This window comes from Streptomyces sp. JLYT201, from assembly GCF_059448825.1.
On sequence record NZ_CM182551.1, the window covers coordinates 6,191,796 to 6,212,957 of the forward strand.

Below are 21,162 nucleotides of genomic sequence, written 5' to 3' on the forward strand. Positions count from 1 at the left end.
CGTGTTGGGCCTCTCGGCAGGTCAGGACGGCGAGAGGAACGCGGTGACGGAGCGGCCGGAGCGGCAGGGCTGGGCGAGACGGCTGTGGGGGTACGCCTGGCGCTACCCCAAGGACGTGGTGCTCGCCCTCGGCTCGTCCCTCGGGGGCATGGCCGTCATGGCCGTCGTCCCGCTGCTCACCAAGGTCGTCATCGACGACGTGATCGGCGACCACAGCCGCGCCATGGCCCCCTGGGCGGGCGCCCTGCTGGGCGCCGCCGTCCTCGTCTACGTCATGACGTACGTCCGCCGCTACTACGGCGGCCGCCTCGCCCTCGACGTGCAGCACGACCTGCGCACGGAGATGTACGACACCATCACCGCGCTCGACGGGCGGCGGCAGGACGAGCTGTCCACCGGGCAGGTCGTGGGCCGGGCCACCAGCGACCTCCAGCTGATCCAGGGCCTGCTGTTCATGCTGCCCATGACCATCGGGAACGTCCTGCTGTTCGCGATGTCCCTCGCGATCATGGCCTGGCTCTCGCTGCCGCTCACCCTCGTCGCCCTGGCCGTCGCGCCCGCCCTGTGGTGGATCGCCCGCCGCAGCCGCAGCAGGCTGCACCCGGCGACCTGGTACGCGCAGGCGCAGGCCGCCGCCGTCGCGGGCGTCGTCGACGGGGCCGTCAGCGGCGTGCGCGTGGTCAAGGGCTTCGGGCAGGAGGAGCAGGAGACCGGGAAGCTGCGCGAGGTCGGCCGCAGGCTGTTCGCGGGCCGCCTGCGCACCATCCGGCTCAACTCCCGCTACACGCCCGCCCTCCAGGCCGTGCCCACCCTCGGGCAGGTCGCGATGCTGGCGCTCGGCGGCTGGCTCGCGGTCGAGGGGGAGATCACCCTCGGCACCTTCGTGGCGTTCTCGACCTACCTCGCGCAGCTCGTCGGTCCGGTGCGGATGCTCGCCATGGTCCTGACCGTCGGCCAGCAGGCCCGCGCGGGCGCCGAGCGCGTCCTGGAGCTCATCGACACCCGGCCCGCCATCGCGGACGGCACCAAGGAGCTGCCCGCCGACGCCCCGGCGACCGTCGAGTTCGACGACGTGGCGTTCTCCTACGACGACGAGGGGCGCCCCGTCCTCGACGGGCTCAGCTTCGAGATCCGCTCCGGCGAGACCCTCGCCGTGGTCGGCTCCTCCGGCAGCGGCAAGTCCACCGTCTCGCTGCTCCTTCCCCGCTTCTACGACGTGTCGCGCGGCGCCGTCCTCATCGGCGGCCACGACGTGCGCGAGCTGACGCAGGAGTCCCTGCGCGCCGCGATCGGCCTCGTGCCCGAGGACTCCTTCCTCTTCTCCGACACCGTGCGCGCCAACATCGCGTACGGACACCCGGACGCGACGGACGAGGACGTCGAGCGGGCCGCCCGCGCCGCCCAGGCGGACCGTTTCATCAGCGAGCTGCCCGACGGCTACGCCACCAAGGTCGGCGAGCACGGGCTCACCCTCTCCGGCGGCCAGCGCCAGCGCGTCGCGCTCGCCCGCGCCATCCTCACCGACCCGCGCCTGCTGGTGCTCGACGACGCCACCTCCGCGGTGGACGCCCGGGTGGAGCACGAGATCCACGAGGCGCTCAAGCAGGTCATGGAGGGCCGCACCACCCTGCTCATCGCGCACCGCCGCTCCACCCTGGGCCTCGCCGACCGCATCGCCGTCCTGGACGGCGGCCGGCTCGCCGCCATCGGCACGCACGCCGAGCTCGAACGCACCTCGCCGCTGTACCGGCGCCTGCTCACCGACCCCGACGAACTGGGCGGCGTCTCGCCCGGCCACACCGCCCCGCCCCGCGCGGCCGGCGCCGTCGAGGACACCTCCGTACGCGACGAGCTGGACGCCGAGTTCGACGCCGAGCGCGGCATCACCCCGCGCCTGTGGACGGGCGACCGCGAGCCGAAGGACGCCGCGCTCGCCGGGGCCCCGGCCACGCCCGAGCTGCTCGCGCAGGTCGACGCGCTGCCGCCCGCCACCGACACACCGGACATCGACGAGGCGCGGGCCGTCGCCCCCGAGGAGTCGTACGGCCTGCGCAGACTGCTGCGGGGCTTCGGCCTCCCGCTGCTCCTGAGCCTGCTGCTCGTCGCCGTGGACGCGGGGATGGGGCTGCTCCTGCCCGTCCTCATCCGGCACGGCATCGACGAGGGCGTCTCGCAGGCCGCCCTCGGCGCGGTGTGGGCGGCCTCGGGCCTCGCGCTCGTCGCCGTCGCCGTGCAGTGGGCGGCGCAGACCGGCGAGACCCGAATGACGGGCCGCACCGGCGAGCGGGTCCTGTACTCGCTGCGCCTGAAGATCTTCGCGCAGCTCCAGCGCCTCGGACTCGACTACTACGAGCGGGAGCTGACCGGCCGCATCATGACCCGGATGACGACGGACGTGGACGCCCTGTCCACGTTCCTCCAGACGGGCCTGGTCACCGCGTTCGTCTCCGTCGTCACCTTCTTCGGCATCATGGCCGCCCTGCTCGTGATCGACCTCCAGCTCGCCCTCGTCGTCTTCGCGACGCTCCCGCCGCTCGTCGTCGGCACGTACTTCTTCCGCAGGTCGAGCGTGAAGGCGTACGAACTAGCCCGTGAGCGCGTGTCCGTGGTCAACGCCGACCTCCAGGAGACGGTGTCCGGGCTGCGGATCGTGCAGGCGTTCCGGCGCGAGCGGACGGGCGGCGCGCGGTTCGCGGCCCGCAGCCAGGACTACCGCCTGGCGCGGGTGCGCGGCCAGTGGCTGATCTCGGTGTACTTCCCGTTCGTGCAGCTGCTGTCCTCGGCCGCGGTGGTCGCCGTCCTGATCGTGGGCGCGCACCGCGTGGACGCGGGCACCCTGACGACCGGCGCCCTGGTCGCCTACCTCCTCTACATCGACCTGTTCTTCGCCCCCGTGCAGCAGCTCTCCCAGGTCTTCGACGGCTACCAGCAGGCCACCGTGTCGCTCGGCCGCATCCAGGAGCTGCTGCGCGAGCCGACCTCGACGAAGGCCCCGGACGAGCCGCTCGAGGTGCTCTCCCTGCGCGGCGAGATCGCCTTCGAGGGCGTGGAGTTCGCGTACGGGGGCGACGCGGGGGAGGCGCCCGCGGCCGCCGTCGAAAGCCCCGCCGTCGCATCCGCCGCGGGGGAGACCGCGCTCAGCGGCATCGACCTGCGCATCCCCGCGGGCCAGACCGTCGCCTTCGTCGGCGAGACCGGCGCGGGCAAGTCCACGCTGGTCAAGCTCGTCGCCCGGTTCTACGACCCGACGGACGGCCGCGTCACCGTCGACGGCACCGACCTGCGGTCCCTCGACCTGACCTCCTACCGGCACCGGCTCGGCGTCGTGCCGCAGGAGGCGTACCTGTTCGCGGGCACCGTGCGCGACGCCATCGCCTACGGCCGCCCCGACGCCACCGACGCGCAGGTCGAGGCGGCGGCCCGCGCGGTCGGCGCGCACGACATGATCGCCACGCTCGACGGCGGCTATCTGCACGAGGTGGCCGAGCGCGGCCGCAACCTCTCGGCGGGGCAGCGCCAGCTGATCGCCCTGGCCCGCGCGGAGCTCGTCGACCCCGACATCCTGCTCCTGGACGAGGCGACGGCGGCCCTGGACCTGGCCACCGAGGCCCAGGTCAACCTCGCCACCGACCGCATCGCGGGCAAGCGCACCACGCTGGTGGTCGCCCACCGCCTGACCACGGCAGCCCGCGCGGACCGCGTGATCGTGATGGACCACGGCCGGGTCGCGGAGGACGGCACCCACGACGAACTCCTGGCCCGCGACGGCCGGTACGCGCGCCTGTGGCGCACGTTCGTGGGGGACCCGGTGGAGGCCTGAGCCCGGCCGGGCTCAGTACGCCGACCTGATGTCCGTGATCCTGCGGGTCGCCAGGTCGGACTGGACCGTCAGATAGGTGTACGTGTGCCTCTGGCCGGTGCCCCAGGTCAGGCGCACCGTGGAGGTCGTCTTGCCCATGCCGCTGTCGCCCGCGGTCACGCGCCAGGCGGTCGGCGCGTTCTGGGCGCGCAGCACGCCGTCGGCGTCGTGGCGGCGCTCCCAGTCCAGCAGCCGCTCGCGCAGGTCGGGCGTCAGATAGAAGGTGCGCAGGGCGGCGGTGGCCTTGGCGGAGCCGGAGGTGCTCGCCATGTCGACGTACGCGCCGTAGAAGTGGGCGACCCGCTCGTAGGCGGGTCCCGGGCTGCCGCTGCGGGCGGGTGCCTGGCCCGGCTCGGCGGAGGCCGCGGACGGCACGGCGGCCACGGCGGCGAGGAGGACGGCGGCGAGGATCGGACGGGCCCGGCGAAGGCCGGAGCCGCGGCGTAACGGACGTATCGAAGTCATGGGATGTCCTGCCTTTCACGTTCTGCTCCGTTCGACCACGGGTGGCTTCGGGAAGTTGTGTCAAACCTGGAAAATGGCAGGCACCATTCCGCAACCGTCGGATGCCTGTCCGGCGTCCGTACGTCCGTACGCTGATGCCGGGGTGGCGGGAGGGGTCATCGTGGAGAGTGGTCGGATACGGCGCCGCGTGGCGGGGGGTGCCGCCGCGGTCACCGCTGCCCTCTTGTTCACGCTGGTGGGACCCGGCGCGGGCGCGGCCCAGGCCGCCCCGATCTGTCCCGGCCAGAAGATCCGCACCCTCACCTTCAGCACCGGCAAGGTCGTCCTCTACAAGAAGCGCGGCTTCGTCTGCGCCGTGACGTACGCCAAGAGCTCCCGCAACCGCAAGCCCATGTCCGTCAGCGTGCAGGCGCGCGGCAGCCGCCCGGTGCGGGACCACGGCCGCTTCCTGCGCCTCGCGGGCCCGGTGAAGGTGCACGCGGGCCACCGCTGCGTGTGGGTCAAGGGCGATGTGAGCGGCCGCGGGGTCAGCTCCGGCTGGATCCTCTGCTGACCGCCCGGCGCCGGGCCGGAGCCGGACACGCGTCCGCTGGGCGGACACGACCGTCCCCTCAGTGAATTTTCCCCCGCCCGAGATGGCGGTGTAGCGCCCCTATGTCGCCAATGCGGCCTGGTGTACGACCAGTTGCTCCGTTAGGTTCCGGGGAATTGCCGCGCCGACAGGGGAGGACGCATGCGCAAGGCGCTCAGATGGGTGCTGTCACTCGTGGTGCTGATAGGCACCATAGGCTTCACCGGAGCCACGGCGGCCACCGCCGCCACGCCCGGGGCACCCGCAGCCACGACCGACATCAAGGACCGGCTCCTCGCCATCAAGGGCATGAGCCTCATCGAGGAGAAGCCGTACGACGGGTACCGCTTCTTCGTCCTGAACTACCGCCAGCCGGTGGACCACCGGCACCCCGGCAAGGGCACCTTCCAGCAGCGCATCACCGTGCTGCACAAGGACACCGCCCGGCCCACCGTCTTCCACACCTCGGGCTACGGCCTGAACGTGAACCCGGGCCGCTCCGAGCCCACCCGCATCATCGACGGCAACCAGGTCTCCATGGAGTACCGCTTCTTCACGCCGTCCCGCCCGGCCCCGGCCGACTGGAAGAAGCTCGACATCTGGCAGGCCGCCAGCGACCAGCACCGCATCTTCGAGGCCCTCAAGCCGGTCTACCCGAAGAAGTGGCTGTCCACCGGCGCCTCCAAGGGCGGCATGACCGCCACCTACTTCGAGCGCTTCTACCCGCGCGACATGGACGGCGTCGTCGCCTACGTCGCGCCCAACGACGTGAACAACAAGGAAGACTCCGCCTACGACCGCTTCCTCGAGACCGTCGGCACCAAGGAGTGCCGCACGAAGATCGAGGCCGTACAGCGCGAGGCCCTGGTGCGCCGGGAGCCCCTGGAGAAGCTGTACGCCTCCTACGCGGCTGCCAACGGCTACACCTTCAAGACCATCGGCAACCTCGACAAGGCCTTCGAAGCCGTCGTCCTCGACGTGAACTGGGGCTTCTGGCAGTACCAGCAGTCGGCGACCGCCTGCGGGAAGGTGCCGACCGCCGCGACGGCCTCCGACCAGGGCCTGTTCGACTGGATCGAGGACGTCGGCGGCTGGTCCTCCTACGCCGACCAGGGCCTTGAGTACTACACCCCGTACTACTACCAGGCCGGTACCCAGCTCGGCTCGCCCGACATCAAGCAGCCCTGGCTCGCCGACCTGAGCCGCTACGGCTACCAGCCGCCGCGGAACTTCGTGCCGCGCGACATCCCGATGACCTTCCAGAAGCACGCCATGAAGGACGTCGACCGCTGGGTGCGCCACCACTCGCACCGGATGATGTTCGTGTACGGGGAGAACGACCCGTGGGGCGCGGAGCCGTTCCGCCCCGCGCGCGGGGTCAAGCACGACTCCCACGTCTTCACGGCGCCGGGCGGCAACCACGGGGCGAACGTCGCCGGGCTCACGTCCGCCGACAGGGCCAAGGCCACGGAGCGCATCCTCGCCTGGGCCGGAGTCCCCGCGGCGAAGCCCGCCCCGTACGACGCGAAGCTCGACCGTGAGCGCAAGGACCAGATGACGCTGCGGCCGTAGTCGGCGCTCCGCGCCTCGTCCTCGAACGCCGGACGGGCTGGATCTGTCGCCGGTTGCGGCAACATCTCAGCCCCTCCGGCGTTTGAGGAGCGGGGGTCTGGGGGCGGAGCCCCCAGGAAGCGGGAAGGGGCGGGATCGGGGAGCCCCCGGCAGGGTCACACCCGGACCGCGCAGCCGACCGGGCGGGCGCCGCCCAAGGACACGTACAGGGCGGTGCCGGGGGCGCAGGCAGGTCGCGCGGCCACGGCCGCCACGACGCGGTACTCCGGGGCCCGGCGGCCCGAGCCGTCGCACGGGGTCTCACGGACCTCGCCCCGCCCGGCCCCGTACACACAGTCGCCCACGACGGTCCGGGGCCCGCCCCCGCCCCCGGGGTCCCCGGGATGCGGCGGCTCCAGGTTCCGCATGCAGGCGTACCCGCGCGACACCTCCCCGTCGCCATCCTCGTCGACGGCGGGCCGGCGCTCGCTGATGTGCAGGACGTAGTCGGCACGCGCGGGACACGGGGGCCCGTCGCCGACGGGCCCGTCGTGGCGGGCGATGACGCGCGCGGCCGCCCGCTCGCTGCCGCAGGGCACCTCCGTGACGCGCTCGCGCCCCCGCGACGCGCAGTCATCGACGCCGAGGAAGACGGCCCCGTGCCCGCCGGGCGACGCGGTGAGCGCGGGCCGCTGCGAGGCGGCGTCGGGGCCCCCGGACTTCTGACATCCCGCCAGGACCAGGGCGGCGGCCAGCAGCGCGCCCCCGCACGCCGCTTCCGCCCTGGTCGTCCACATGGCAGCCCCCCGCCCCATGACCATGTGTACCCAGCGTGACCCCGCCACGCGCGGGCACGCCAGGCGCTCGGGAGGCTTTGCGCTCGTTGGCGACGGGGCGGGACGCGCGCTGCGTACGGCCGGTACGCCCGTCAGTCGGACGCGGCGTACGGCTCGTACGAAAGGCCGTGGCCGATGGGGTACAGCACCTGCCCGGGGTCGTCCGGGCGCGGCACGGGCACCGGCAGGCGGCCCGCGGGCCGGGTGCGCCCCGCGATGACGCGGGCGGCGGCGCGCAGTTCGACGTCGGTCCAGGAGTAGGTGGCGAGGGCGGCGGCGCCCGGCAGGTCCTGCGGGGTGCGGACCGCGAGGGTGACGACGGGCACGCCGGTGGCGGTCAGCGCGGTGATGAGGCCGTGCTGCGCGTCGCCCGCCGCGACGTCGTAGGCCGTGACGAGCACGGCGGCACGCCCCGCCGCGGCGGCCACGGCGTCGTCGACGGCTTCCTTGGCAGGCGCACCCCCCGTGCTCAGCACGGCGACGTCGAAACCGAGGTCGGTGAGCGCGGCGGCGAGGACGGCGGTCGGCGGGCCGGTCGTGCCGGACGGGGACACCGGGTCGGCGCCGACGACGAGCAGGTCGCGATGGGTGTCGGGGGACAGCGGGAGCAGGCCGTCGTCGTTGCGCAGGAGCGTGGTCGTACGGTCGGCGATGCGGTCGGCGGTCGCGCGGTGGGCGCTGCTGCCGACGGTCTCGTCGACGCCGTCGAGGCAGACGTACGGATCGTCGAAGAGGCCCAGTTTCGCCTTGAGTTCGAGGACGCGCAGCACGGAGGCGTCGATGCGCTCCTCGCTCAGCTCGCCCTCGCGCACGGCGCGCACGACCGCGTTCCAGGCGAGCTCCGGCTGCGGCGGGTCCAGGAGCTGGTCGACGCCCGCCTTCAGGGCCAGCACGGCCACGCGGTCGTCGCCGTACTTGGTGCGGACGCCCCGCATGGACAGCGAGTCGGTCACCACCAGGCCCTGGTGGCCGAGCTGTTCGCGCAGCACGCCGGTGACGATCGGGTACGAGAGGGTGGCCGGGTCGAGCGCCGGGTCGAGGGCGGGCACGACGAGGTGCGCGGTCATCACGGCGTCGACCCCGGCGGCCAGCGCGGCGCGGAACGGCGGGGCGTCGAGCTCCTCCCACTCCGCGCGGCTGTGGTGGATGTGCGGAAGCGCGGTGTGGCTGTCGGTCTCGGTGTCGCCGTGGCCGGGGAAGTGCTTGGCGGCGGTGGCGATCCCGGCACTCTGATAGCCCTCGATCTGGGCGGTCACGAAGCGGGAGACGGCGTCGGGGTCCGCGCCGAAGGAGCGTACGCCGATGACGGGGTTGGCCGGGTTCACGTTCACGTCGGCGGAGGGCGCGTAGTTCTGGAAGACGCCGAGCGCGCGCAGTTCCACGCCGGCGATGCGGGCCGCCTCGCGCACGTCGTCGGGGGAGCCGCCCGCGCCGAGCGCCATCGCGCCCGGCAGGAGCGTGGCGGGCGCGCCGACGCGGGCGACGACGCCGTGCTCCTGGTCGATGGTGAGCAGCAGCGGCACCCCGGGCGACTGCCCGAGGGCGACGCGCTGCACGTCGTTGGAGAGGGTGGCGAGCTGGCGCGGATCACGGGTGTTGTGGGCCCAGCCGAAGTAGATGAGCCCGCCGGGCCGGAACTTGGCGACGGCCTCGGCGGCGGTGCGGACGCCGAGCTCCCGCTCGTTGACCTCCATGTCGGCGGGGTCGGGTTCGGTGGCGTGGTGTCCGTACACGTGCAGGACGAAGAGCTGGCCGACCTTCTCTTCGAGCGTCATGCGGGCCAGGAGGGCACGCGGGTCGTCCACGGTGACAGGGGCAGCGTCAAGAGAGTCGTGAGGCACCTGCCACGGATATCCCGTGCCGTGCGGCGGGTCAAGGCTCAGGAAGCCGGGGACGGTGCCGCCACCGGCGCAATGGAGGGGGCGCACCGGTGGCGGCTCGCTGCCGGCCGCGGGCGGCGGAGAGGGAGGTCAGCGGTCGCAGCCAGCAGCGATGCCGACACCGCTCGCGAGACTCTCCGGCAGCGTGTCCGTTGGACGAGCGGGCCGCCCTCCGGGTTCCCCGAGGGGCGCGGAACGCGCGAAGTCGGTGCGCGCGGTGCCGATGGGACCCAGGTGCCGCCCTGCGGGCCCGCGCCTATGCGGGCCAGGCCTCCTGCAACACCCGTACGGTCTCGGCGATCGCGGGCCGCCGGGCGGCGCCGGTCCGCCACACCGCGTACAGGCGGCGCATCGGCAGCGGGTCGAGGCGCACCGCGACCACACCGGGCGGCAGCGGGCCGCGCCCGAGGCGGGGGAGCAGCGCGATGCCGAGCCCGGCGGCGACGAGCGCGATCAGCGTGGGGTTCTCCTCGGCCTGGTGGACGATGTCCATCTCGCACCCGGCGGCCCGCATCGTCCGCACCAGCCAGTCGTGACAGATCTGCCCCGGCGGCTGCGAGACCCAGCGCTCGCCCTTCAGATCGGTGCGCCGCACGGCGTCCCGCCCGGCGAGCGGATGTCCCTCCGGTACGAGCAGGTCGCACAGGTCGTCGCCGATCACGGCCTGGTCGACGCCGGGCGGCGTGGCCAGCGGAGTGATGTCCCAGTCGTGCACGACCGCGAGGTCCACCACGCCCTTGGCGACGAGGTCCACCGACAGATGCGGCTCGACCTCGGAGAGCCGGGCGTCCAGGGCCGGATGGCGCCGCGCGAGCTCGGCGAGGACACCGGGCAGCAGCCCGCGCGCCGCGGAGGCGAACGCCATGATCGTCAGCCGCCCCGCGGGCACGCCGCGCCGCTCCTCCAGCTCCGTCTCGGCACGCTCCATGATGGCCAGCAACTCCCGCGTGGCAGCGGCGAGATGCAGCGCCTCCTCGGTGAGCGCGACGCCGCGCCCCCGGCGTTCGAGCAGGGTGGTGCGGGTCTCCCGCTCCAGTTTGGCGATCTGCTGGGAGACGGCGGACGGCGTGTAGCCGAGCGCGGCGGCGGCCGCGCCGACGGTCCCGTGCACGGACACGGCGTGCAGCGCCTTGAGCCGAGCCAGATCGAGCAAGGCGACCTCCTTGGGGTCACGACGGACACGCGCGGGCGCCACCGGACCAGCGGGGCGGCGAACCGCCTCCGCCCACCACAACCGGCACCCGATAGCTAAGCGCAGCTAAATCCAATCATGAAGAAATCCGTGCTGGTGCTACACACTCCCGGCGAGTGATCCTCGACGCATGCGTCCCTCCCACATCGCCCTGGCCGTGCTCGTCACCGCCATCTGGGGCGTCAACTTCGTCGTGATCGAGATCGGCCTCGACCACTTCCCGCCGCTGCTCTTCTCGGCCCTGCGCTTCCTCGTCGCGGCGCTGCCCGCCGTGTTCCTCGTCGGCCGCCCCAAGGTCGCGTGGAAGTGGCTGATCGGCGTGGGCCTGGCCCTGGGCGTGGCGAAGTTCGGCCTGCTGTTCATCGGCATGGACGCGGGCATGCCCGCGGGCCTGTCCTCCCTGGTCCTCCAGGTCCAGTCGGTGTTCACGGCGCTCATCGCCTTCGCGGTCCTCGGCGAGGTGCCCACGCGCCTGCGCGTGGCGGGCATGGCCGTGGCGCTCGCGGGCATCGGCGTGGCGGCGGTCGACGAGGGCGCGTCAGGGCCGCTGACCGCCTTCGGCCTGACGATCGCGGCCGCCGCCTGCTGGGGCGTGTCCAACGTCCTCACCCGCAAGGCGGCACCTCCCGACGCCCTGAACTTCATGGTGTGGGTGAGCACGGTCCCGATCCTGCCCCTGCTCGCGCTCTCGCTGCTGTTCGAGGGCCCGTCGCGCGACCTGGACGCGCTGCGCTCGCTCGACTGGCAGGGAGCGGGTGTCGTCGTCTGGGTGGCCTGGGTCGCGACGGTCTTCGGCTTCGGGGCCTGGGGGTGGCTGCTGCGCCGCCACCCCGCGTCGTCGGTGGCGCCCTTCACGCTCCTGGTCCCGGTGTTCGGCATGTCGTCGTCGGCGCTGTTCCTCGACGAGTCGGTGAGCGGCCTCCAGTGGTGCGCGGCGGCCCTCCTGGTCGGCGGGGTGGCGCTGACCTCCTTCGCCCGTACGCCGAAGCCTCCGGCGTACGCTGCGCCCATGTCCCCCGCAGCCCCGAAGGAAACCGCGACACCGGTATGACCGCCGAGCGAGCCCTGCGCCCCGTCGACCTGGCCCGGCTCGCGGGCGTGTCCACCCAACTGGTCCGCGACTACGCCGACGCGGGGGTCCTGCCGCCCGTCGAGCGCAGCCCGTCCGGCTACCGCCGCTTCCGTCCGGTGCACGCCCGGGCGCTCCTGACGTACCGCGCGCTGGCGAGGGGCTTCGGCCCGGAGACGGCGAGGGAGATCATGCGCGCGGTGCACGCGGACGACGTCCCCGGGGCGCTGGCCCTGGTGGACGCCGCGCACGCGGAACTGCACGCCCGGCGCGAGGCGTTGCGGGCGACCGCCGAGGCGCTCCAGGCGGTCGCGGGCGAGACCTCGGCGGACGAGCCCGGGCTCCGCCCCCGCGTCCCGCTCACCGTTTCGGAGGCGGCGGCCCGGGTGGGCGTACGCCCCTCGGCGCTGCGCGTGTGGGAGTCTGCGGGCCTGCTCGCACCCGCCCGGGAGCGCGGCACCGACCACCGCCGCTACGGCGCGGCGGACCTCCGCGACGCCCGCATGATCAGCCTGCTGCGCCAGGCGGGCTACCCCCTGGCCCAGATCCGCCCGGTCCTGGAGGACCTGCGCGGGACGGGCGGCAGCGAGGCCCTGCGCACGGCCCTGGACCGCAGGAAGCGGGACCTCACCCAAACCTCCAGGGCGGCCCTGGAGGGAACGAGCCGCCTGCACGCGTACGTGACGGACGCCGAGACGTAGGAAGGAACGCGGGGTCGGCGGACGGCCGACAAGAGAGGGCCACCGGCGGACGGCCGACAAGAGACGGTCACCGGCGGACAGGCGACAAGAAGCGGGCACCGGCGGACAGGCTGGAGTGGAGACCGGAGAACGCAGAACGGGCGGCGAGCTCCTAGGCGCTGTCGCTCACCAGCCGGGCGAGCAACTCCCGCCCGCCGCCGAGCAATTCGGCAAGGGGAGCGGCATCCTCATGCCACCGCTTCTCGTACTCCCAGCACAGCCAGCCGTCCCAGCCCCGCCGGCCGAGGAGCTGTACGCACTCGGCCACCGGGAGCACTCCGGCGCCCAGGGCGACGGGGGTGGTGTCATCGGCGCCGGCGATGTCCTTGACCTGTACGTACCCGAGATAGGGCCCGAGCGCGGCGAAGGTCTCGGTGACGTCCTCCCCGCCCAGCCAGGTGTGCATGAGGTCCCACAGGGCACCGGCGTGCAGATGTCCGACGGCGCCGAGGACGCGGGCGGCGTCGGCTCCGGTGCGATGGGAGTCGTGGGTCTCCATCAGCACGCGCACCCCGGCGTCGGCGGCGAACTCGGCGGCGACCCCGAGCCGCCGGGCGGCGACGGCGTCGGCGTCGGCGCTGTCCCCGCCCCCGGGGAAGACACGGACGAACGGAGCCCCCAGGTCCCGGGCGAGCCCGACCAGCTCCCGCACCTCGTCGAGGACGGCCTCGTCGGGTTCGTCCGAGGCGAGCCGCGCATACCCGGCGACCCCCAGCACGGAAACCCCGGCGTCCTTGAAGGCGGCGGCCACATCGGCCCGTGCGGCGGCACCGAGCCCCGGGTGGACGGGCTCTTCGGGGTGGGCGCGCAGCTCGACGCCGTGGTAGCCGTGCGTGGTGGCGAGGCGGAGCACGTCGGCGACGGGCAGGCCGGGCACGCCGAGCGTGGAGAAGGCGAGTTTCATGGCCGGGAATCTATCCAGAACGCCCCGCGTCATTCGTCCCCGAGCGGAAGCCGCCAGTCCTGCCCGACGAGGTCGACGCCGAAGGACCGGTGGGCCTTCTCCGCGACCAGGACGAACCCGTGCCGTTCGTAGATGCCCCGAGCGGAGGCGAGGACGTCGTTGGTCCACAGGACGACTTCCCGGTAGCCCACGCCGCGCGCGAACGCGATGACGGCCCGTACGAGACGGTCCCCGACGCCCAGCCCGCGCGCGTCGGGCTCCACGAGCAGGAGCCGCAGCCGCGCGACGCCCGGCACCTCGTCGCGTACGCACATCACGCACCCCACGGGTCGCCCGTCGAGCTCGGCGATCCACACCCGCTCCACGTGCGGATCGTGGTCCTGGGCGAAGTCGGCGACGATCCGCGCTACGAGGCCTTCATAGTCCGCGTTCCACCCGAACTCCGAGGCGTAGACGGCCCCGTTGCGCTGCACGATCCATCCGAGATCCCCGGCGCCCGGCTCCCGCAGCAGCACGTCCGCGCCCTCGGGGGTGCGCCGCTTTCCCAGAACCTCCCGCACCACTCCCATGGCAGCCACGAGCCGCTTCCGCTCACCGGCGCTGACACCCCCCAGCAACGCCTCCACGGCCGCCCGCGACCGCTCGTCCAGCAGATCGGCCGCCTGCCGCCCCCGAGCCGTCAACGAAACCCGCCGCCGTCGGGGATCCCGTTCCGACGGCGCCCGCTCCACGAGCCCGTCCTCCTCGAACCGAGCCAGGATGCGACTCAAGTACCCCGCGTCCAAGGAGAGTTCGGTCCGCAGGTCCACCGCGTCGGTCCGCGCCGAATGCGCGAGCTCGTACAGAACGCGCGATTCGGTCAACGTGTACGGGGCGTACAGGTGGCGGCTGCAGTCCAGGGCGCCGATGAGGTTCGTATAGAAGCGGTTGAACGAACGGATCTCCTGAACGCTCATGAGCACCCCAGACAGTTGACTCAGTCAGAGATAAGAGCGTACGCCCGCACCACCCCCAGGCCCACCCGACTTGAGGCTTTCACCAGCGACTCCAGCTCCCAAGCCGCAGAAGTCCCCAGTGCAACTTCAATGAAACGATGGAAGCCATGAGATTCCACCTGGAAGTCGAATGGGACGAGACGGCGGCACCCGAGGCGACGCACCACGAACTGTCCCGGATCCTGCGCTACTGGGCGGGCGGCCTCCGCCACTGCGAACTGACCCCCGGCACGACACAGAAGATCTACGACTCCGAGTACAACGAAGTGGGCAGCTGGACGATCGGCCACTGAGCGCGGTCAGTCGCCGACGAAACAGAAGGGGACGCGGCGGTATGTCCGCCCGGAGCACAGCAACGGCACTGCCCCGCGCGGGAATCCACCCCGCGCACAAGACGGCGAGGACGGACATACCGCCGGGGCCCCGCCCCTCCTGGACGGCAGGCGCAAAAAGCGGCGGGAAAGAGGAAGACGAACCGGCGCCACGGCGAAGCGGCGCCACGGCGAAGCGGCGCCACGGCGAAGCGGCGCCACGGCGAAGCGGCGCCACGGCGAAGCGGCGCCACGGCGAAGCGGCGCCACGGCGAAGCGGCGCCACGGCGAAGCGGCGCCACGGCGAAGCGGCGCCACGGCGAAGCGGCACCACAGCGAACCGGCACCACGACGAAGCGGCGCCCAGCGCTACCCGGCCCCGCCGGGGACCCCCGTGGACCCCCGCACCATCAACTCCCCGTGCACCGTGGCGATCCCCCCGGGCGGCTCCTCCTCCCGCCCCATCGCGATCCGCCCGGCCCGCGCCCCGGCCTCGTACAGCGGCAACCGCACGGTGGTGAGCGCGGGCACCGCGTCCACGCTGAACGGCAGGTCGTCGAACCCGGCCACGGACACGTCCCCGGGAATGGAGAGCCCCCGGTCCCGCAGGGCGGCGCACGCCCCCAGGGCCACGGTGTCGTTCGCGGCGACGACGGCGGTCAACCGGGGCTCGCGCCGCAGGAGTTCGACGGTGGCGTCGTACCCGGAGCGCCGGTCGTAGGGCCCGTGCAGCGTCAGCCGGGGATCGTCGGGAAGCCCGGCCGCCGCGAGGGCTTCCTGGTGCCCTTCGAGCCGGTGGCGCGTGGTGGTCCGCTCCACCGGCCCCGCGACGTACCCCACGAGCCGGTGCCCGAGCCCCAGCACGTGCTCGGTGAGCCGTCGCCCGCCACCACGGTTGTCGAAGGTGAGGGCGACGGAGTCCGGCGCGCCCTCGGCCGGAGGCCGCCCGCACAGCACCACCCGCGACCCCGCGTCCCCGAGCCGCCGCAGCTTCGCCCCGATGGCGGCCGCGTGCTCGGGGTCCTCGCTGGTGCCCCCGGTGAGCACGACGGCGGCGGCGCGCTGCCGCTGGAGCAGCGTCAGATAGGTCAGCTCGCGCTCGGGGGAGCCGCCGGTGTTGCAGACGACGGCCATGCGCTCACCCCCGGCGCGCCCGCCGGGCCCGCCGATCTCGGACTGCACGGCGCTCGCGATGATGCCGAAGAAGGGGTCGGCTATGTCGTTGACGAGGATGCCGACGAGGTCGGACGTCGCGGCGGCGAGCGAACTGGCGGGCCCGTTGAGGACGTAGTCGAGTTCGTCCACGGCGCGCAGCACGCGCTCGCGGGTGGCGGCGGCGACGGGGTAGTTGCCGTTCAGTACGCGGGAGACGGTGGCGGGGGACACCTGGGCGCGGGCCGCCACGTCCGCCAGGGTCACGGTCATCTAGTGGTCCTCCGGTCCTCCGGTCTTGTACGAACGTTGTCCGCAGGCTAGCTTCTCCCCCGTAGAAAGCGCTTGCTACGCCTCGAAGGGCAGGTGGATCGACGCGAACCTGCCCCTAGAGCCATTCCGGGCCCCAGGGAGGAACTCACGTGACAAGCAGGACGGTCCGTATCGCCATGAACGGCGTGAGCGGACGGATGGGTCACCACCAGCACCTGGTCCGCTCCTTGCTCGCGCTGCGCGAGGAGGGCGGCCTCGACCTGGGCGACGGCACGCGGCTGTGGCCGGAGCCGGTCCTGGTGGGCCGCAGGGAGGGCGCGCTGCGCGAGCTCGCGGAGCGCTACGGCCTGACGCACTGGTCGACGGACCTGGCGGAGGTCCTGGCGGACCCGGCCGTGGAGGTCTACTTCGACGCGCAGGTGACGGCGGCGCGGGAGGCGGCGCTGCGGCAGGCGATCGCGGCGGGCAAGCACGTCTACACGGAGAAGCCGACGGCGACCACCCTGGAGGGGGCCCTGGACCTGGCCCGGCGGGCGCACGCGGCGGGGGTCAAGCACGGGGTTGTCCAGGACAAGCTGTTCCTGCCGGGCCTGCGGAAGCTCAAGCGCCTGCTGGACGGCGGGTTCTTCGGCCGGGTCCTGTCCGTGCGGGGGGAGTTCGGCTACTGGGTGTTCGAGGGGGACTGGCAGCCCGCGCAGCGCCCGTCGTGGAACTACCGGGCGGAGGACGGCGGGGGCATCGTCGTGGACATGTTCCCGCACTGGGAGTACGTGCTGCACGAGCTGTTCGGCCGGGTCCGGTCCGTCCAGGCGCTGACGGCGACGCACGTGCCGCAGCGCTGGGACGAGCGGGGGAAGCCGTACGACGCGACGGCGGACGACGCGGCGTACGGGATCTTCGAGCTGGAGGGCGGAGTGATCGCGCAGATCAACTCGTCCTGGGCGGTGCGGGTGCACCGGGACGAGCTGGTCGAGTTCCAGGTCGACGGCACCGAGGGCTCGGCGGTGGCGGGCCTGCGCGGCTGCCGCGTGCAGCACCGCGCGGCGACGCCGAAGCCGGTGTGGAACCCGGACCTGCCGTCGCCGCACGCGTTCCGCGAGCAGTGGCAGGAGGTGCCGGACAACGGGGAGTTCGACAACGGCTTCAAGGCGCAGTGGGAGCTGTTCCTCAGGCACGTGTACGCGGACGCGCCGTACCACTGGGACCTGCTGGCGGGGGCCCGGGGGGTGCAACTCGCGGAGCTGGGCCTCAGGTCGGCGGCGGAGGGCCGAAGGATCGACGTACCGGAGATCGCACTGTGAGGGACAACGCGCCAGCGGACAACGCGCCAGCTCACAACGCGCCAGCCGACAAAACGCCAGCCCACCGAACGGCACCCCACCGAACGGCACCCCACAAAGCGCCGGCAGCCACCAGAACACCGCAGCCCGAGCAAGAACGAAGCGCCCCCGCGCAAGCCGGACCCCGCACCGTCTTCGCCGCGGCCCACATCGTCGCGGACCCGCACGCGGACGTCCCTCCGGAGGGCCCCGCCGCAGTCGACTGGGACGCCACCCTGGCCTTCCGCCGCCACCTGTGGGCGCACGGCCTGGGCGTGGCCGAGGCGATGGACACCGCGCAGCGCGGCATGGGCCTGGACTGGCCGGGCGCGGCGGAGCTGATCCGGCGCTCGGCGGCGGAGGCGAAGGCGGTGGGCGGCCGCGTCGCGTGCGGGGCGGGAACCGACCAGCTCACCGGGGGCGCGGCCACCCCGGCCGAGGTGCGCGACGCCTACGAGGAGCAGCTGGCCCTGGTCGAGGGGGCGGGCGCGCAGGCGATCCTCATGGCGTCCAGGGCCCTGGCGGCGACGGCGAGGGGCCCCGACGACTACCTCTCCCTGTACGGCGGACTGCTGGACCAGGTCACCGAGCCGGTGATCCTGCACTGGCTGGGCCCGATGTTCGACCCGGCCCTGGAGGGCTACTGGGGGACGCGCGACCTGGACGCGGCCACGGAGACGTTCCTCCAGGTCGTCGCCGCCCGCCCGGAGAAGGTGGACGGGGTGAAGATCTCGCTCCTGGACGCGGACAGGGAGAAGGCGCTGCGCCGCCGCCTGCCGCCCGGCGTCCGCTGCTACACGGGTGACGACTTCCACTACCCGGAGCTGATCGCGGGCGACGAGCACGGCTTCAGCGACGCGCTCCTCGGGGTCTTCGACCCGCTGGCGCCCCTGGTGGCGAAGGCGACGCGCGCGCTCGACGCGGAGGGCCCCGCCGCGTTCCGCGCGGTCCTCGATCCGACGGTGGCGCTCGCCCGCCACCTCTTCGAGCCGCCCACGCGCTACTACAAGACGGGTGTGGTGTTCCTCGCCTGGCTGGCGGGCCACCAGGAGCACTTCACGATGGTCGGCGGGCTCCAGTCGGCGCGCTCGCTGCCGCACTTCGTGACGGCGTACGAACGGGCCGCGGAGCTGGGCCTGTTCCCCGATCCGGGCCTGGCGGAGCACCGCATGGGCCTGCTCCGAGAGGTCCACGGGGTGAGGCGATGACGGGCACGGCGGCGGCGCCCGCGGAGTTCAGCGTCAACCAGATGACGGTCAAGCAGCTCTTGCTGCCCGAACTGGTCGCGGCCTGCGTCGACTTCGGCATCCGGGGCGTCGGCCTGTGGCGGGAGCCGGTCCGGGCGTACGGGGTGGAGGCGGCGGCGAAGCTCGTGCGGGACGCGGGCCTGACCGTCACCACGCTGTGCCGGGGCGGCTTCCTCACCGCGGCGGAGCCTGCGGCGCGCGACCGGGCCCTGGCCGACAACCGCGCGGCCGTGGACGAGGCGGCGGCCCTCGGCACCGACACGCTGGTCCTGGTCCCCGGCGGCCTCCCGCCCGGCGACCGCGACCTGCCCGCGGCGCGCGCCCGCGTGGCCGCGGCCCTGGTGGAACTCGCCCCCTACGCGGCCGCCCGCGGGGTCCGCCTGGCCGTCGAACCGCTGCACCCCATGTACGCGGCCGACCGCAGTGTCGTGTCCACGCTCGCGCAGGCGCTGGCTCTCGCGGAGCCGTTCCCGGCCGATCGGGTGGGCGTGTGTGTGGACACGTACCACCTCTGGTGGGACGACACCGTGCCCGACCTCGTCGTCCGGGCGGGCGCGGCGGGCCGTCTGCACGCGTTCCAGCTGGCCGACTGGACGACGCCGCTGCCGCACGGCGCGCTCACCGGCCGGGGCCCGCTCGGCGACGGCGCGGTCGACTTCGGCCACTGGCGCCGCCTGATGGCCGGGGCGGGCTACGCGGGGCCGGTCGAGGTGGAGCTGTTCAACGAGGAGCTGTGGGCGCGCGACGGCCGCGAGGTCCTCGCGGAGACCGTCAGGAGGTACGCGGAGGTGTGCGGCCCGCGCGCTTGCTGAGCACCGCGAGGACCACCGGGATCAGCAGTTCGATCACCCGGGTCACCGTGGCCACGGGCAGGCCCGTCTTCTTCGAGACCGCCGTCGCCACGGGCTTGGCGACCTTGGCCAGGGCGCCCGCCATCATGCCGCCGCCGAGCAGCCCGCCGAGGCCGCCGCCCAGCGTGGCGACACCTTGCAGCGGCGGGTCGGCCGCGGGGGCGGGGGCCTGCGCGGCCGCCTCCTCCTGAAGGGGCGCGGACAGGGTGGAGGCCGTGGTGCCCACCACACTGCGCGCCCCCTCCGCGTCCGTGCCGAGCAGGGTGGCGATCTCCTGGAGCTTGTCGTCACCGAGCTCGTCGAGTACGTCGTTTTCGAATGAGGTGTCACTCATGTACGGAAAGCTACGTCCGGGCGGGTTTGTCGGCACCCTGAAATCTTCCGGAGGAACTTTCCGAAGCGGTGCAACCGTTCCCGGGCGTCACGGGTCGTAGTGGGTGTCATGCGCTCTGGAGGGGGGATCTGGGGGGATCCGGAAGGGCGCTGACAAGGGAGGGGAAACCGAAGGGGCCCGGTCGACGGACCGGGCCCCTTCGAAAACGCCGGATGCGGAACGCCGGGCCCACAGCCCCCGGCGCGCGGGCCGCCGCCGAGCTCGGGCCGCCTCAGAAAAAGACCCCGCAGGTCAGCAGCACATTCGCATAAGGCCGAGCCTCCCCGGTGCGCACGACGAGACGCGCGCCCGCCGACCGCTCCTTCACCTCGTCGTGCGGTACGAGATCCAGCGCGGCCCCCGGAAAGCGCTCCGCCAGGAGCCCGGCCGCCGCCGGATTCGCCGCCCGCACCTCGGCGGCCGCCACGGCGCCCTCCACCACAAGCTCGGCGAGCAGCCCGTCGAGGACCTGCGCGAACGACGGCACCCCGGCCGTGAACGCCAGGTCCACCACCCGGGGCCCCACCGGAATCGGCATGCCCGCGTCGCACACGAGCACCCGGTCCCCGTGGCCGAGCTCCGCGAGCGCGCCCGCGAGATGGCGGTTGAGTATGCCCGCCCGCTTCACCGCGCCGCGCCCGCCCCGCCGAGCTCCGCCACCTCGGCGGCCGTCGGGTACGAGGCCTGCGCCCCCGCCCGCGTCACCGCGAGGGCCCCCACCCGCACCGCGTACCGCGCCGCCGTCACCAGGTCCTCGCCCACACCGAGCCGCCACGCGAGCGCCGCCGTGAACGCGTCCCCGGCACCCGTGGTGTCCACCGCGTCGACCTTCACCGACGGCACCCGCTCACACCCCTCGGCCGTGGCCACGAGCGCGCCCTCGGCGCCCAGCGTCACCACCACCGAGCGCGGGCCGAGCGCGAGCAGCCGCCCCGCCCACTCCTCCGGGGAGTCCGGCACCTCGGCACCCGCGCCCTCAAGGATCACCCGCGCCTCGTGCTCGTTCACGATCAGCGGATCGCAGGCCCCGAGGACCTCCGGGGGCAGCGGGGCCGGCGGCGAAGGATTGAGGACGAGCCGGGCCCCGGGCGCCAGCGCCCCGGCCGCCTCCGCGACCGTCTCCAGCGGGATCTCCAACTGGAGCGAGACCACCCGGGCCGCCGCGAACAGGCCCCGCGCCGCCCGTACGTCGGCGGGCGTCAGCCGTGCGTTCGCGCCCGGCGCCACCACGATGCTGTTGTCGCCCGACGGGTCCACCGTGATCAGCGCGACCCCGGTCGGCGCGCCGCCCACGAGGACGCCCGCCACCTCGACGCCCGCCGACTCCTGCGCGTCCAGGAGCAGCCGCCCGTACGCGTCGTCGCCGACCCGCGCGAGCAGCGCCGTGCGCGCCCCGAGCCGGGCCGCCGCCACCGCCTGGTTGGCGCCCTTGCCGCCCGGGTGGACGGCCAGGTCGGAGCCGAGGACCGTCTCGCCCGCGCCCGGCCGCCGCGCCACGGCCGTCACCAGGTCGGCGTTGGCCGACCCCACGACCAACAGGTCGTACTCATCCATTCCCGTACTGCCTTTCGCGC

Annotated in this window: 19 protein-coding genes; 9 read left to right on the top strand and 10 right to left on the bottom strand. The window is 73.7% G+C overall.

Annotated elements, in window-relative coordinates:
* The first annotated feature begins 43 nt into the window (after positions 1 to 43).
* Complete coding sequence (locus AC5WAM_RS26010) at positions 44 to 3,820, top strand: ABC transporter ATP-binding protein (protein WP_495518962.1); 3,777 nt, start codon at positions 44 to 46, stop codon at positions 3,818 to 3,820.
* Between the two features lie 12 nt (positions 3,821 to 3,832).
* Here AC5WAM_RS26010 and AC5WAM_RS26015 read toward each other — a convergent pair whose 3' ends face one another.
* On the bottom strand, positions 3,833 to 4,324 hold the full coding sequence (locus AC5WAM_RS26015; protein ID WP_495518963.1) for a hypothetical protein: 492 nt from the start codon (positions 4,322 to 4,324) through the stop codon (positions 3,833 to 3,835).
* Positions 4,325 to 4,484: 160 nt separating this feature from the next.
* Between AC5WAM_RS26015 and AC5WAM_RS26020 the strand changes: the two genes are divergently transcribed.
* Both AC5WAM_RS26020 and AC5WAM_RS26025 read left to right on the top strand, forming a co-directional pair.
* Positions 4,485 to 4,877, top strand: a complete 393-nt coding sequence (locus tag AC5WAM_RS26020) for a hypothetical protein (protein ID WP_366792691.1) — start codon at positions 4,485 to 4,487, stop codon at positions 4,875 to 4,877.
* A gap of 180 nt (positions 4,878 to 5,057) precedes the next feature.
* The gene (locus AC5WAM_RS26025) at positions 5,058 to 6,467 is read left to right on the top strand and encodes a S28 family serine protease (RefSeq protein ID WP_495518964.1); all 1,410 of its coding nucleotides are present in this window, start codon (positions 5,058 to 5,060) and stop codon (positions 6,465 to 6,467) included.
* A 155-nt stretch (positions 6,468 to 6,622) separates the two neighbouring features.
* Here the strand turns inward: AC5WAM_RS26025 and AC5WAM_RS26030 are convergent, their stop codons facing one another.
* From AC5WAM_RS26030 to AC5WAM_RS26040, 3 genes are all read right to left on the bottom strand, one after another.
* On the bottom strand, positions 6,623 to 7,243 hold the full coding sequence (locus AC5WAM_RS26030; RefSeq protein WP_366792689.1) for a hypothetical protein: 621 nt from the start codon (positions 7,241 to 7,243) through the stop codon (positions 6,623 to 6,625).
* Between the two features lie 131 nt (positions 7,244 to 7,374).
* A complete protein-coding gene (locus AC5WAM_RS26035; protein WP_495518965.1) occupies positions 7,375 to 9,123 on the bottom strand; it encodes a glycoside hydrolase family 3 protein in 1,749 nt (582 codons plus the stop codon).
* Positions 9,124 to 9,418: 295 nt separating this feature from the next.
* Entirely contained in the window at positions 9,419 to 10,315 is an 897-nt protein-coding gene (locus AC5WAM_RS26040; RefSeq protein WP_495518966.1) for a LysR family transcriptional regulator, read from the bottom strand.
* A 169-nt stretch (positions 10,316 to 10,484) separates the two neighbouring features.
* Between AC5WAM_RS26040 and AC5WAM_RS26045 the strand changes: the two genes are divergently transcribed.
* Together AC5WAM_RS26045 and AC5WAM_RS26050 are read left to right on the top strand one after the other, a co-directional pair.
* On the top strand, positions 10,485 to 11,405 hold the full coding sequence (locus tag AC5WAM_RS26045) for an EamA family transporter (protein WP_366792687.1): 921 nt from the start codon (positions 10,485 to 10,487) through the stop codon (positions 11,403 to 11,405).
* Positions 11,402 to 12,124, top strand: a complete 723-nt coding sequence (locus tag AC5WAM_RS26050; protein ID WP_495518967.1) for a MerR family transcriptional regulator — start codon at positions 11,402 to 11,404, stop codon at positions 12,122 to 12,124. Before AC5WAM_RS26045 ends, AC5WAM_RS26050 begins: the two co-directional genes overlap by 4 nt.
* 151 nt (positions 12,125 to 12,275) lie before the next feature.
* On the opposite strand, the gene AC5WAM_RS26055 is transcribed toward AC5WAM_RS26050, so the two are convergent.
* Complete coding sequence (locus AC5WAM_RS26055; RefSeq protein ID WP_495518968.1) at positions 12,276 to 13,067, bottom strand: sugar phosphate isomerase/epimerase family protein; 792 nt, start codon at positions 13,065 to 13,067, stop codon at positions 12,276 to 12,278.
* A 29-nt stretch (positions 13,068 to 13,096) separates the two neighbouring features.
* Complete coding sequence (locus AC5WAM_RS26060; protein ID WP_366792684.1) at positions 13,097 to 14,023, bottom strand: bifunctional helix-turn-helix transcriptional regulator/GNAT family N-acetyltransferase; 927 nt, start codon at positions 14,021 to 14,023, stop codon at positions 13,097 to 13,099.
* A gap of 137 nt (positions 14,024 to 14,160) precedes the next feature.
* Between AC5WAM_RS26060 and AC5WAM_RS26065 the strand changes: the two genes are divergently transcribed.
* Positions 14,161 to 14,355 (top strand): hypothetical protein, encoded by a 195-nt coding sequence (locus AC5WAM_RS26065; protein ID WP_495518969.1) that lies wholly within the window; start codon positions 14,161 to 14,163, stop codon positions 14,353 to 14,355.
* A 387-nt stretch (positions 14,356 to 14,742) separates the two neighbouring features.
* On the opposite strand, the gene AC5WAM_RS26070 is transcribed toward AC5WAM_RS26065, so the two are convergent.
* Positions 14,743 to 15,798: a LacI family DNA-binding transcriptional regulator gene (locus AC5WAM_RS26070; protein ID WP_495518970.1), complete on the bottom strand. Its 1,056-nt coding sequence runs from the start codon at positions 15,796 to 15,798 to the stop codon at positions 14,743 to 14,745.
* Positions 15,799 to 15,947: 149 nt separating this feature from the next.
* Here AC5WAM_RS26070 and AC5WAM_RS26075 point away from each other — a divergent pair, with 149 nt between their 5' ends.
* Genes AC5WAM_RS26075 through AC5WAM_RS26085 form a run of 3 tightly spaced genes read left to right on the top strand, consistent with a single transcriptional unit; the run spans position 15,948 to position 19,176 of the window.
* Complete coding sequence (locus tag AC5WAM_RS26075; RefSeq protein ID WP_495518971.1) at positions 15,948 to 17,099, top strand: Gfo/Idh/MocA family protein; 1,152 nt, start codon at positions 15,948 to 15,950, stop codon at positions 17,097 to 17,099.
* The gene (locus AC5WAM_RS26080; protein WP_495518972.1) at positions 17,096 to 18,325 is read left to right on the top strand and encodes a dihydrodipicolinate synthase family protein; all 1,230 of its coding nucleotides are present in this window, start codon (positions 17,096 to 17,098) and stop codon (positions 18,323 to 18,325) included. The genes AC5WAM_RS26075 and AC5WAM_RS26080 overlap by 4 nt, the downstream gene beginning before the upstream one ends.
* Positions 18,322 to 19,176, top strand: a complete 855-nt coding sequence (locus tag AC5WAM_RS26085) for a sugar phosphate isomerase/epimerase family protein (protein WP_495518973.1) — start codon at positions 18,322 to 18,324, stop codon at positions 19,174 to 19,176. The genes AC5WAM_RS26080 and AC5WAM_RS26085 overlap by 4 nt, the downstream gene beginning before the upstream one ends.
* Here AC5WAM_RS26085 and AC5WAM_RS26090 read toward each other — a convergent pair.
* From AC5WAM_RS26090 to AC5WAM_RS26100, 3 genes are all read right to left on the bottom strand, one after another.
* Entirely contained in the window at positions 19,136 to 19,549 is a 414-nt protein-coding gene (locus AC5WAM_RS26090) for a DUF937 domain-containing protein (RefSeq protein ID WP_366792678.1), read from the bottom strand. The genes AC5WAM_RS26085 and AC5WAM_RS26090 overlap by 41 nt on opposite strands.
* A 271-nt stretch (positions 19,550 to 19,820) precedes the next feature.
* Positions 19,821 to 20,216 carry a D-ribose pyranase gene (gene rbsD / locus AC5WAM_RS26095; protein WP_366792676.1) on the bottom strand — a complete coding sequence of 132 codons (396 nt, stop codon included), beginning with the start codon at positions 20,214 to 20,216 and terminating at the stop codon, positions 19,821 to 19,823.
* Entirely contained in the window at positions 20,213 to 21,142 is a 930-nt protein-coding gene (locus AC5WAM_RS26100) for a ribokinase (protein ID WP_495518974.1), read from the bottom strand. The genes rbsD and AC5WAM_RS26100 overlap by 4 nt, the downstream gene beginning before the upstream one ends.
* Positions 21,143 to 21,162 lie beyond the last annotated feature (20 nt).